Genomic DNA, 14,204 nt, shown 5'->3' with positions numbered 1-14,204 from the left:
TTCAATTTTTATAAATATTCATTAGAATAGTTAAATAATCTTTTTCTTATATATTTTGTATAATTTGATATTCTTATAATTTTTTGTTTTGTCCTAACAATATTTGCAAGGCCTTATTTTTTTAAATATTTATCAAAGATATTGTTTTGAAATTTTAAGAATAAAATGATATATAAAAATAATTTAAACTTATCTTTTCTTTCAAATCAATTCGATTTAATTAAATTTTAGTTCTTTTCAAACTTTTTGGATATATTTATATATAATATATAAGAAAGATTAAAGTATAATAATTTGAATGGAGGTGAAAAATGAATAAGGTTCAATTGTCCTCCATACTTGCTTTAGTATTAATATTATTCTTGTCTTTGGCTGTAGTTAGTGCAAATGATGATATTTTAAATATTAATGTCACTGACACCCAAGATAGTGTAATTGATAATTCAAATGGCATATCGGATTATTTCTCAAGTGACAATGGCATCATTAATGATGATGGGTTAAGCTCTGATGATGAAACTGCAGGTTCTCAACTCTTAAACGACTCAGAGGATTTGGATTCATCAGATGATTTAGCAAAGGATAGTGATTTGGAAGATTCTAAAGAGACATCTAAAACTCAGGATAATTCACAAAAGAATGAAGATTCTAAAACTAGATTATCAGACAGTTCCATAATAAGAATAACAGATTCTTCATATTCAAGCTACTTTGACCTATCCAAGGATGGGGCCATTAGGGAAGGAACCATCAAGGATGGAGACACTCTTCTCATTGGAAATGTCTCTGGAAAGATATTCTCAATCACAAAGAATATTAACATTCTCCCTATCTCAGATGGGGACACAATGTCCAATTGTCTCATACGCCTTATAGAGGGAAGCTCCGGTACAAGTCTTTCCAATTTAAGGATTGTAAACAGAAATGAGAAAGTCGGGTCCTTCTACCTATGCGGGATTCATATAATCAATTCTGCAGGTCATGATATAGTCAATCTGACAATAAACAACAGCCAGATGAAGTGTTATGGTATAATAATGTCAAACGCTTCAAATAACAGGATTATCAACAGCACAATCATCACAGGCCAGGCAACAGCCATACCAATGACAGGCTCTTCCAACAATCTCTTCTATGGAAACTACATAGAGACATACAATACCAATATGATCTACTATTGTATGTACGGAAACGGTGATTTCTATCCAAGGGAGGATCTGGAAAAGTCCCATGATAATATTATAGCAAACAATTATTTCACTAGTCGAAACGGTACATATGATTCCTACTGCTATTCGGTCTGTCTCATGGCAGAGGCGGGAGGATCAGGTACGGTTATAGCAAACAATACCTTCAACAATACCTTCAGGCCAATTACAGTCTCAACACCTGACACTCTGGTAATAAACAATACCATATTGAATGTAGGGGGAGAGGCAGGCATAATAGTCGATGGAAATAACGTTACAATAATGAATAACAATATCTCCACCAAAAGGCTTGAAGGATTCCAATGGAACAAGGAAGGCGATGTGGTAGGGATTTTCACCTATGGTTCCAATACAAGAATCATAGGCAATTCAATCGACACAGTCGGCACAAATGGAATCAGATCCAGCGGAGATGCAACCTTCATTTCCGGAAATACAATCAATACCGAATCCTCTGCATGCATAAACCTGACAAAGTCAAATGCAGTAGTTGAAGACAATGCATTAAATGGCATAGGCTCAAGTGCAGTTAGGATCTATACATCAAAGCTGGTTGAAAATACCACAATAAGAAACAATAATATAAGTTCAGACTCTGAAGGGATAGTTCTAAAGGGTAAGATAGATTATTCCCTTGTCTGCGGCAATATTATTGAGATTTCCAATCCAGAGGATGCCATAATTGTTGGAAAGTATACAAACAGAAACCCGTTGGTCCCTCAGCATTATGCAATATTTAATAATACAATTAATGGCATAGTTGTGAATCTGACTGACATTTCTGAAATAGAGCGTAATGATACAGATAGCGGATTGAATAATACAAATACAAGTGATTCCGGTAATAATGGTACTGGAAATACGGGTAATGGTACTAATATTACAGATGTTAATGGTACAGATATTAATGGAACTGATGTAAACGGTACTAACATTACAGACATTAATGGAACTGATGTTAACGGCACTAATGTTACTGATGTTAACGGAACAGATGTTAACGGAACAGATGTTAACGGAACTGACATTAACGGCACAGGAAATGCTACCATTCCAGTTAACATAACTAAATTATCCACTTCAATCACTGTCTACAACACAACAGTCCTAAGGGGAGACTACTTGGATGCCTACCTTAAGGACCAATACGGCAATCCTATCTCCGGCGTTTCTATCGACTTCCACTTTAAGGATAAGGTCTATGCTAAGACAACCGACAGTGAAGGAAAGGCAAGTTTGCATTTTGATGCGATTCCGGACAATTACACTATGAATATAAGCTTTACGGGAAATAATTATTATCTATCCTCAAATATTACAATAGACATTTCTGTAATTCCTGTTTCATATTACCTTAATGAATCCAACTTCTATGAATACTTCGGCGAAGACGGATATCTTAAGGGGGATTATGAATATGCAGACCTAATATTCCAAGGTGACTTCCGCAATAAGAGAATTGTGCTGAACCAGCCTTTAAGGATCATTTCAGATTCTGCAGTTCTTTATGATTCAATAATCAAGATAGAATCAGATAAGGTCGTCGTTGACGGTTTTACAATAGTCAACCGAAATCCTGGAAACAAGCAAGACAACCATCGGTTTGCAATTCTTTTGGATTATGTAAGGGATGTTAGCGTAATAAACAACAAAATAAAGTTGGATAGCTATGACAGCGGATATGGAATCTATCTATCCGAAACTCAAGACTCCACTGTATCAAACAATTCCATTGATGTGAAGGCAGATAAGCTTACCTTTGGAATCATCCTTTATGATTCTAAGGACAATCTGATTCAAGACAATATAATCAAGGTCAACGGTACAGACGATCCTCATCAATATGAGTCTACAATTCAGGTTGACACTTCAATCAGCGTAGATGACTATGAGGCAGAGGGCATGATTATTCCTGAAGTATATAAGACATATGGCATAATTCTATTCTATTCATCTTCAAACGACATTGGCTACAATGTGATAAACGCCACATCAGGCCTTAAAAAGTATTACACTGCAGTTAAGGAGTCTACAAACTCCATTGTAGGAGTCGACCTCTATTATGATAGCAACTATAATAAGGTTCATCATAATAATGTTGTTGTCTCTGCAAAGGATCCATACCTTTATGGATTAGGGGTTTTAGGTGCCGAAACCGGTAAGCGAGACCAATTTGCAACTAATAACAGTTTTACCGACAATATCGTATTTGTGAATGGTACTTATTATGCAGCAGGTATAATTGCAGGTTATAATTCAATTAATACTACAATCCTTAGAAATTACATTATTTGCTTTTCAAACAATGTAAGCTATGGTGTGATATTGGAAGGGGCTTTAAATTCAGTGGTGGATTCCAATTACGTTATTTCAAGGTCTAGGATAAATTATGTCCTAGAGGGCTATGACACTGATTATAATCTTATAAGCAATAATACATTAAATGCCTTTGGCCAGTATGTTGGTGATGTAAGCTTGTATAACTCCAAACATAATTACATTGCAGGAAATAAGCTCAGTCCTATCTTTAGGGAAGGCAGGCTTAAGGATGCTAGTGAATTGCCTGGAGGCGTCGACTTTGATGCCATATTCTCAGAATTGGGAGTATCCAATCCATTGCATGACTATTCAGATAAGGACTGGTCAGAATTGCTAAGAACAGATCTTACAGATCACGCAGATGTGATTCCTCCTCATACCGGTGCTTTCTATGATGACGGAGGTGAAGGCAATATCTTTGTTGACAATGAGGTTCCAGCTCCTCCTTCCGGCGGAAACGGCCAGACCAATAGAACAGGCTCCGGCGAAACCAACAGCAATGGAAACGGAAACAGTTCCAATGGAAGCCAGAATTCCAATTCAAATTCCACTGTGGTCAATAATAATAATGGAAATTCAGGAAGCCAAAGCGATATGGATGGCTCCGGAAACAATCCAGAGACCGATACACTAAAGGGAAACACTGTTGGAACAAGCTCATCTGCAGCAGTTACAGAGTCTGCAAGGGCCTATAATTTGGATGTTGATGAAGATGCCGCATCAAGTAGATCATTATCATTTGGAGGCATGAACATACCTGTATTATGTATCTTATTCCTGCTTATATTCGCGTGTGCGTCTGAACTCGTCAAGAGGTCTAAAAGAAACATAAGATAATCTTTAAAATTCTTTTTTTTATTTTTTTAGTCTTTTTTAAGACTAATTTTTTACTATTTTTTTTTTTATTATTGTTAATTCGTAAATAATAGGTTTTAGATATTTTTCTATTTTTATAAGACTGATTTTTAGTTATTTTTCACTATTTTAAACTTTTTTAAAATTTATAATAATTTTTTTATTACTTCCGTTTTTAAAATCGGCCTATTTTTGTTCTAATAATGTAAAAAAATAATAATATTTATAAATATGTTTTTATAAAGTATTACCATCAATTATAATTTATTTTCTATAAAACAAATTTTATTATTTAATAAATATAATTGTAAGTTATACTTTAGGATTTCCCAATATTTTTTTGTATCATTATCTGGTTGGCTAGATTGTCAGATAATGATTGAATTAATATTTTCCTAAAGTATGCTTTTTTTTAAAGCTTTAAAAACCAATAAATTACTTATTACTCTTTTTTTAACCAATTTATTCTTATTTTTCAATATAACTCTTTTTAATCTATTTAATTTTATTTTTATCAATCAGGTTTTATTCTTTTTAAAGAAAGTTTTATATAGCTTGCAAATAAATATAGAATTGTAACTTATTGATAAATTAATATATTATAATGGAGAACTATCATGGAACTTACAGCTATTCATCCAGGCGTATATTTGCTTTACTATTTTATAATGGTTCTCTTGGCTTTCATTTTTAGCGATCCTTATTTTGTATTGAGTTTTTTAGCTTTGATTCTTATTCTTATCGCTCTTCAGGGAGTCTCCAGCGAGCTAAAGAACATAATGAAATTTTTCATACCCTTAAGCGTACTGATTATAATTCTAAATCCCCTCCTGAATCGGACAGGGGCACATAGGATATATCTTTTCAACGGATTCTTCATCACCTATGAGGCAATTGCATATGGGATATTGATGTCATTGGCACTTCTCATTGTAATTCTGGTTTTCTCATCATATAATAGGTCAGTTTCCTATCAGGAGATGCTTTATATCTTTTCTAAAAAGCTTCCAATCATCTCAATGATAATTGTAATGGCATTAAGGTTCATTCCACTAATCAATTCAAGGGCCATTGAGGTTCAAAAGCTGAATAATCTGAAGGCCAATGGGGTAGAATCAGATGAAGAGGATGATTTAAATGATGATTCTCTTGAAGACAATCTTTCTGAGGAAAATAATCTTTCAGATGAAAATAATTCAAAAGAAGATTCAGACTCTCTCGATTTAGAGCAATTCGACTCAAACATATCAAGCCTGGACATCGGTTCCGATTCAAGGGTCTTCAAGAAGATAAAGTCCTCTAAAAGGTTCCAATCCATTGCAAAGGAGGCAAAGGTCCTTGGAAAGATCATGGGAATAACAGTCTCATGGTCCCTTGAAGAGTCCATGTTTACAGCCAAGTCAATGAAAGCCCGTGGATACAACTCCAATGAGCGAACAAGCTATCTTTCATACAAGTTCGGACTTGCAGACATCATATTCCTTGCAATAATCATAGTCACAGTATCAATAATAGTGATAGGCCTTATACAAGGATATGGCATGATAAACATTTATCCTTCAATAGACTTCTCATTCAGCGATTTACCATTTAACATTTATTATTTTGCATTTATAGTATTTTTATTACCTTTAATCTATCTAGAAATTAAGGAGAGATTCCTATGGCGTTAATCGAATTTAAGAATTTCAGCTTTTCATATCTAAATTCAGACGGAACAGAATCCCTAGAAAAGTCCTTAGACAATATCAGCCTAAATATTAACTTTGGCGATTTTGTTCTTCTATGCGGACCTTCAGGATGCGGAAAGACTACTCTTCTAACCAATCTTAAAAAGGAGCTGATGCCAAACGGAAGACGTGAAGGAAGCATAAAATACAATGGAACTGAAATCGCCCAGCTTGATGATTTCACTTCAGCATGCGATATAGGATATCTTTTCCAGAACCCAGACAGCCAGATAGTGACAGACACTGTAATTCAGGAGATTGCATTCCCTCTTGAAAACATAGGGCTTCCGACAGAGGAGATTCGAAACAGAATAAGCGAGATTGTTGCCTTCTTTGGAATAAATGACATTCTCCATAAGAATGTAAACGAGCTCTCTGGAGGACAGAAGCAGCTTATCAACCTATGTTCCCTTCTTGTCTTAAGGCCAAAGGTTCTTCTTCTTGACGAGCCTATGTCTCAGCTTGACCCGATCGCTTCATATGAGTTCCTTTCAATAATAAGAAGACTCAATGAGGAGTTTTCAATAACAGTCATAATGAGCGAGCATAAGGCAGACAGCATATTTCCATTCATAGACAATGCAGTCTTCCTAAAGGATGGAAAGATAGAGTTCAATGACAATGCCCATGACATCTGTGAGGAAGTAATTAATGATGATATATTTGAAAACTACCTTCCTGCAGTAACAAAGATCTATAATGGCCTTAGCCAAAACTACCTTGAAAATGAGGAATATATAAGCGAATATGAAGAGTTCACTAAATTGAATACTCCTTTAAGCATTCGTGAGGGTAGACGTTATCTTAATATAATTAGTGATGAGTTAATTAAAATAAATGAAGATGTACAAAAAAATAATAATTTTGAAAATGATTATGCATATGATTCATTAGAAAAAGATAATTCTAATCAAAATTCCACTTCAAGCAAAAAAGAACATGATTATTATCAAAAGTCCAGTTTGACCACAAAAAAATACAATTCCAATAAGTTAGGCCTTAGGGATAGGCTTCCATTCTCTAATGATAAGAACACATTAATTAGAATGAATGGAATATACTTTGCATATGAGAAGAATAATCTTATACTAAAGAATGTGGACTTTAAATTGAACAAGGGAGATTTCCTTAGCCTTGTAGGTGGAAATGGAGTAGGAAAATCAACCTTCCTTCAGATATTGGTAGGAATATTAAAGCCGATAAAGGGCAAGGTAAGGTATAGTAAGAATCTGAAGATAGCATATGTTCATCAGAATCCTATGATTCACTTCTCCAAGGACACAGTTAAGGAAGAGTTCCTTGAATCAATATTAAGCTCAAATGCATTCAGCGCAAGCGAATTCAATATGGAAACCTATGATGGTCTTTTAAAGCTGAATGGAAATGAGTTTTTAGAGTCAGACCTATTGAACAATCTAAAGTTTAAAAATATAGACTATAGATTTAAAGAGCTTATTGGATTCTTTGACATTGAAAATCTCTTGGATAAGCATCCTTATGACTGCAGTGGAGGAGAGCAGGAAAAGATAGTAATCGTCAAGGCATTGATTCAAAATACAGACGTTCTGGTATTGGATGAGCCTACAAAAGGTTTGGATCCTATATCAAGCAAAAACTTGGCATATATACTTAATTCATTGGTGGACAATGGATTGACAATTGTAATGACAAGCCATGACTTGGATTTCGTTGCAAACAATTGCAAGAGATGTCTGATGCTATTTGATAAGGACATTCAAATAGATGACGACCCTAAGGTGATATTTGCAGAGAATAACTTCTATACTACCTTTGTAAATAGGATGGTCAAGGATTATATTCCGCAAGCTGTTACATTGGATGATGTAAAGGAGATTTGGGATTTAAAGTGATTTAATCATTAATTTAGATTTAAAGTGATTAAATTATTATTTATTGATTAAATAAGTAAATCTAGAAAAATATTCAAATAGTAATTTATATTTATCTGATTAAATAAAATTATTCTTGTCTATTTAATTGATTAAATTCAAAATTTTAGTATTTTATAAATTTATTCATAATTATTGATTTTTTATATTTTTAGGTGTTTTTAATGATAGAGGAATTAGTAACTAACATGTCTATAACGGAAAGCGGAGCTTCAGCCAGCTCTCCAATATTTACAATAACAATTCTAGTCTTTACAATCTTGCTCCTTATAGGCATAATATATTTTGTCTTTAAGATGTATGAACAGTCAAAGCCTACAGTTGAATCAATCGTTCTAATTGCCGTTTTAACAGCTATTGCAACTGTGGGACGTCTTATTCTAATGTCAATACCTGCTGTAAACCTGGCATCATTTGTAATAATAATGGTGGGGGTTGTCTTTGGCAAGGAGGAAGGTTTCCTTGTAGGTGCCCTTACAGCATTTGTTTCAGGCATATTCATGGGAATGGGATATTGGGTCATTTTCCAGATGCTTGCTTGGGGACTTATGGGAGCAAGTGCAGGATACTTGGCTTCAAGGTTTGACAGCTTGCCATTCAGATTCATATTCGGACTCCTATGGGGATTCCTTTACGGCTGGATAACTGATATTTCAGCTATCTTCTATTCAGGAACCGCATTGCAGATTACTCCAATCATTGCATTGTACATTAACGGTTTCACCTATGACTTGACTCACGGAGTAACTAATGCAGTGCTTTTAGTCGTATTGTATGACTGGTTTAAGAAGATGTTTACAAGAGCTAAGATTAAATATCTGTCTAATCCAAGCTCAAGTGATGAAAGCATTGACTTAACTAATTAATTAAGGTTTTTAAGCCTTAATTTTTCTTTTTTTATTTTTTTATTATCTTTATATGACTTTTATTTTTTTAGACTTTTTTTCTATTAAGAATGAAATTATATATATTTTAAACTTTAAACTATATTTAAAGAGAATTATAATAATTATTGACTTTTTTTAAAAAGGAAGTGTTCTATGACAAATGATGATAAGACCCAAGAATTCAAACTCATTTCAAAAACAATTGATGGCGATGAGATATTTCTCAATCATGATTCAATTGTAGTGAAATTTGCAGGCAAAAGGAATGCCATAGTCACTTCTTGGTTAAATGGAGGTTATAGCGAAGATCTCTCTGCTGTATTCAATCATCAGCTGTCACAGGAGAACATTGACGAATATGGTGATGGTGGCATATTGGGCTTTTTGGAGATGCTATCCTACGATTTCTATAATAAACTTGACTTGAAGGGCAATAAGTTAAGCGGTTTGGTCACTTCAGCTCAAATAGATGAGTATTCAATTGCTGTAGAGAGATATAAGGACATTGAGGTTCTAGCCATTACAACAGCTGGAGTTCGCGTTAATGCGGTCTCAGCAGGGGATGTCGCTTCCTATTATGAATTGAACGGAGAATATGATTTTGATTTGGAAAATGAAGATCCAAATCCTAATAAGCCTGGAACAATCAATAACATCATCCTAATCAATTGCAGGCTTGATGAAAGCTCCCTTCTTTTAGCTGAAATGATAGCTGTAGAGGCTAAGGCAGTGGCTCTAAGGGACCTTATGACTTCAAGCAATTATTCTAGCGAGATAGCAACCGGAACAGGCACAGACGGCATAGCAATATGCTCAAATCTCCAAAGCGATAACTTTATTGAGAATGTGAGCAAGCATGCAAAGATTGGTGAATTGATTGCAAATGCAGTCATCCGCTCAATAAAGGAGGCTTTGGCTAATCTGCAATGGCTCACTCCATCATATCAGCTGAATGCACTTGTAAGGCTAGACAGATTTAAGATGAATCTGGATGAGTTCTATGACAAAAGCTTGAATCTGGATGAGATGGAGAAAAAGGAATTTATAATGTCCTTAATTAAGGTCTCAAAAAACCCAGAGCTTGTTGGATATGTTTCATTAATCATTCATATCATAGATCAGTATAGGATTGGATTATTGGATAAAAAGCCTGCCTTAAAGGTTTTAAATTCTATTTTGAATAGCAATTTCAACCGAAAGGAATGGAATTCCATGAAACTGCTTTTGGAATACGTCATTGAAAAGCAGATAGAATAAAACTTTACTAGATTAATATTGGTATAAATAAAATTTCAAACCATCTTTATCCTATCCTCCTATTAAAGATTATCTTTTCCCTATTTTTTTATTAATTATTTTACAATTAAGTAATACTTTATAAACTAAACAAACCAATTTATTAATACTTTTAAAAGGTTTATATATCTTTAATAATATAATAGTATTGTTGGAGGTTATACTATTTTAGAGGCAAGAGACATTGTTTATGCATATCCAGACGGTACAGTTGCACTAAACAATATAAATTTCAAGGTGGAAAAGGGAGAGATGGTCTCTCTTTTAGGAAGAAACGGCGCAGGGAAATCAACTTTATTTTTGCATTTCAACGGCATTCACCAGCCAAAGTCAGGTGAAATCTATATAGATGGAGAAAAATTATCCTATGGCAAGGAAGAGCTTATGCTCGCTCGTCAGAAGGTTGGAATCGTTTTCCAAAACCCTGACAATCAATTGTTCGCCCCTACTGTAGAGGAGGATGTTGCCTTCGGCCCTATGAATCTAGGCCTTCCTATTGAAGAGGTTGAAAAGAGGGTTAAGGATTCCCTTGAAAAGGTTGGAATGGGAGGATTTGAGAAGAAATCTCCACACCATCTAAGCGGAGGACAGAAGAAAAGAATAGCCATTGCAGGAATTTTGGCTATGGAACCTGAGATAATGATTCTGGATGAGCCTACTTCAGGTCTTGACCCAAAGGGAGCTTCCCATATTCTTAAATTGCTATACTCATTGAATGAAGAGGGGATGACCATTGTCATTTCAACCCACGATGTAGGTCTTGTACCGGTATATTCATCTAAGATATTTCTAATCAGCGATGGGGAGATTATAAAGTCAGGCACTCCTAAAGAGGTATTTTCAGATGTTGAAACAATCAGAAAAGCTGATTTAAGACTTCCAAGGGTAACTCACCTTGCTGAGATATTGGAAAAGAACAATGATATAGATTTCGGCGGAGAGTATCCTTTGACAATCGGCGAGGCCCGTCAGAAAATCCTAGATCTGCTTGGAAAATAACTGTTTATTTTAATGGCCTCTTATAATCTTTTATTACTTATTTTCCAACAATTTTTATTTTATTTTTTTTTATTTATTCTCCACTACTTTTTTTTATATTTATAATTTTTTCTATAGCTTTTCATACCATTTAAATTATTTTTCCTTTTTATTAGTCCTAATCAACTCTTAAAATTTAAATAATATAAATTATTAAATTTTAAATAGAATTCTTATTTATTTAATTTAACTTATTTTGATGATACCATGCCTAAAGAAGAGATTGATAAAATCAAAAGGAATCTGAGCGGAAATCCTGATTTGGATAGGGATTATCTGGTTTCCCAACTGGAATATTACAAGGGCCATGAATATTCCTATGAGATAATCAAAGAGATCTCCCATTTGATTTTACAGTCCTTGGATTTTTACCTTATTGAAGATATAGGCTCTAAAAAGACTATGGCAAGCCGCATTCTTGATGAAGTGATGCAATATATTGAAACTCGTGATAAGAGGACTGCCAAGGAAAAGCTTGATAAATATATGGAGTCATTTGTAGACAAATACGAAAACAAAGAGGACCATAAGGAAAGTGATTTCAATTCAAACCGGTCCATTCGTGAAATTCAATATATAAGATATAGGGAAAACAAATTGGCAGACAGTCCCAAATCCTTTAGGGTAAGTCCTAAAAAGGATAGGCAAGTGAATTGGAGAAAGGATGTCAAGATAAAGAAAATGGAAAGCAATTCAATTGAAGAAATCCATGAAAAGGAATATCATAGCTTCTTAAATCCTCTTGAGGAGATATTGTTCTATCATTACATTGGACTAAAGAAGGAATTGGCATATATACCATTCAACGAGCCTCTATTTGACTTGTACTATCTTTATGGAACCTTGCTTTTTGAATCTGATGAATATGGAAAGTCAGAGGAATATCTCTTGAAGGCATTGAGAATCAATCCCGTATCCTCAAAGACAATCCTAGCCCTAGCAGACATCTATAAGTCAAAGACAAGAACATATAATAGGTTTTTCCTATATAATGTGGATGCATTGAAGTTTGCATACAGAAATGAGGATATAGCAAGAGCCTATAGAAACTTTGGCTTCTTTTATGTTGAGGAAAATCAATTGGATGTTGCAGCTGCATTCTATGACTTCAGCTTAAACTATGACTATAATAAGCATGTAGTTAAAGAGCTTGAATATCTAAAGTCAAGGGGAGTGGACACCCAAATAGAAACAGAGGAAGCGGTAGGAATCATTGAATCAAAGAACATTCAAGTTGGAGTCAATGACTTTGTTTTAGATGCCTTGAAGTTTATATGCTTTGATTTGGATAGTAGAAAGCACACTAGCCAAGCCTTATACTTCTATAGGATTTTATATGACTTGACTAAGGACAATCAAGTCTTAGGAAGAATAAATGCTCTTTCGAATAAGATTTAGGCCTCTTTTTTTAGTAAATTTTATTTTTATTTGTAAAATGTGATTTATGTTCTTATGATGGCTTATTTCATTAAAGATTTTATTTTTTGCCAAAAATTTATATCAATTTAAGATTGAATGTTTATAAAAATTAATTGACTTTATATATTATTAAAAACATAGTTTATTATGTATTAACATATAAGACCAAATTATTATTTGAATTATTAAAATTATAATTAATTAAAATTACAATTAAAATTTTTTTATCAATTAAAACGGTGAGTGAATGAGAATAGGAATTGCAGATACTACTTTTGCTCGTTATGATATGGGTGCTGCAGCAATAGATGAGTTAAAGAAGAACGCTTCAGACCTTAAGATTATTCGCAGGACTGTTCCTGGGGTAAAGGACCTTCCAGTAGCTAGCAAAAAGCTTATTGAAGAGGAAGGCTGTGAGATAGTCATGGCTTTAGGAATGCCAGGGCCTATGGAAAAGGATAAGATGTGTGCTCATGAGGCTTCTACAGGACTTATACGTGCTCAGCTTATGACAAACACCCATATATTAGAAGTATTTGTTCATGAGGATGAGGAGGAAGATCCTAAGGAACTTAAGAAATTGGCAGATAACAGGGCACGTGAACATGCACAAAACCTTATTAAGATGATGTTCCATCCTAGACTTATGGAAAAGGAAGCAGGAAAGGGAATGAGAGAAGGAAAAGAGGATGTTGGTCCATTATAGCTTTAAATATTATTAACTGTCAGCGGATTTTTCAAAAATCATCATATTTTCAGATAGAAATATCAGATTTACAATGTAAATAATTTATAAATTATTAAGATACCATGTCAAATGAAATTTCACAAAACACAGAAGGAATATTTTTAGTGGTTCCTGCATATAATGAGGAGCGAACCGTATCCCAAATCATAGAATGCATTGCAGAGAGGGGATACAATGTAGTTCTAGTCAATGACGGCTCTGCAGACAGTACCCTCGAATTGGCAACAGAATCCAAAAGAAAGTATCCTGATAAGATATTTGTTGTCTCCCATGTAATCAACAGAGGCTTGGGAGCTGCCTTAAAGACTGGAATGATGGTTGCACTTAATAAGGGAGCCAAATACATAATAACCTTTGATGCAGACGGCCAGCATGAAATCAGCGATATTCCAAATGTCTGCAAGCCTTTGCAGGATGGAGAGGCTGATGCAGTAATCGGTTCAAGGCCTTTTGAGGACATGCCCTTGTCTAAAAGCTTTGCAAACCTTGTTATGAATGCCCTTACATTCATATTCTATGGAAGGAATGTTAAGGATTCCCAATCAGGATTGAGAGCCTTTACAGCTGAAGCTGCAGAGAAGATCGATGTGGTTTCAACAGGATATGGAGTCTCATCTGAATTCATTAAGGAAATCAGTGATAAGAATCTCAGATTGGCTGAAGTAACAATCACAACAATTTACACTCCAGAGACTCAACATAAAGGTACAGATGCAATTGTTGGCTTAAAGATATTAGGTAAAATGGTGATTGACTTATTTAGAATCTAGAGATAGCTAAAGGTTTTTTGA

9 protein-coding genes are annotated in these 14,204 nt (G+C 34.3%); all 9 read left to right on the top strand.

Going from position 1 to position 14,204, the window contains the following annotated elements:
- Positions 1 to 311 precede the first annotated feature (311 nt).
- The 9 genes from MRU_RS06115 to MRU_RS06075 all read left to right on the top strand — a co-directional run bounded on the left by MRU_RS06115 (position 312) and on the right by MRU_RS06075 (position 14,183).
- Positions 312 to 4,367 carry a right-handed parallel beta-helix repeat-containing protein gene (locus MRU_RS06115; RefSeq protein ID WP_012956021.1) on the top strand — a complete coding sequence of 1,352 codons (4,056 nt, stop codon included), beginning with the start codon at positions 312 to 314 and terminating at the stop codon, positions 4,365 to 4,367.
- Between the two features lie 635 nt (positions 4,368 to 5,002).
- Positions 5,003 to 6,058 (top strand): energy-coupling factor transporter transmembrane component T, encoded by a 1,056-nt coding sequence (locus MRU_RS06110; RefSeq protein WP_143714318.1) that lies wholly within the window; start codon positions 5,003 to 5,005, stop codon positions 6,056 to 6,058.
- Complete coding sequence (locus MRU_RS06105; RefSeq protein ID WP_012956019.1) at positions 6,049 to 7,986, top strand: ABC transporter ATP-binding protein; 1,938 nt, start codon at positions 6,049 to 6,051, stop codon at positions 7,984 to 7,986. The genes MRU_RS06110 and MRU_RS06105 overlap by 10 nt, the downstream gene beginning before the upstream one ends.
- A gap of 203 nt (positions 7,987 to 8,189) precedes the next feature.
- The gene (locus MRU_RS06100; RefSeq protein WP_012956018.1) at positions 8,190 to 8,891 is read left to right on the top strand and encodes an ECF transporter S component; all 702 of its coding nucleotides are present in this window, start codon (positions 8,190 to 8,192) and stop codon (positions 8,889 to 8,891) included.
- Between the two features lie 174 nt (positions 8,892 to 9,065).
- Complete coding sequence (locus MRU_RS06095; RefSeq protein ID WP_012956017.1) at positions 9,066 to 10,169, top strand: adenosylcobinamide amidohydrolase; 1,104 nt, start codon at positions 9,066 to 9,068, stop codon at positions 10,167 to 10,169.
- A 204-nt stretch (positions 10,170 to 10,373) separates the two neighbouring features.
- Entirely contained in the window at positions 10,374 to 11,207 is an 834-nt protein-coding gene (locus MRU_RS06090; RefSeq protein WP_048812444.1) for an ATP-binding cassette domain-containing protein, read from the top strand.
- A 246-nt stretch (positions 11,208 to 11,453) separates the two neighbouring features.
- Positions 11,454 to 12,644 (top strand): hypothetical protein, encoded by a 1,191-nt coding sequence (locus MRU_RS06085; protein ID WP_012956015.1) that lies wholly within the window; start codon positions 11,454 to 11,456, stop codon positions 12,642 to 12,644.
- Positions 12,645 to 12,912: 268 nt separating this feature from the next.
- On the top strand, positions 12,913 to 13,371 hold the full coding sequence (gene ribC, locus MRU_RS06080) for a riboflavin synthase (RefSeq protein WP_012956014.1): 459 nt from the start codon (positions 12,913 to 12,915) through the stop codon (positions 13,369 to 13,371).
- 104 nt (positions 13,372 to 13,475) lie between these two features.
- Positions 13,476 to 14,183 carry a glycosyltransferase family 2 protein gene (locus MRU_RS06075; protein ID WP_012956013.1) on the top strand — a complete coding sequence of 236 codons (708 nt, stop codon included), beginning with the start codon at positions 13,476 to 13,478 and terminating at the stop codon, positions 14,181 to 14,183.
- Positions 14,184 to 14,204: the final 21 nt, after the last annotated feature.

It is taken from the genome of Methanobrevibacter ruminantium M1, assembly GCF_000024185.1.
GTDB lineage: Archaea > Methanobacteriota > Methanobacteria > Methanobacteriales > Methanobacteriaceae > Methanobrevibacter > Methanobrevibacter ruminantium.
Note: the sequence above shows the minus strand (reverse complement) of the source record. Positions and strands in the feature narration are given on the sequence as shown.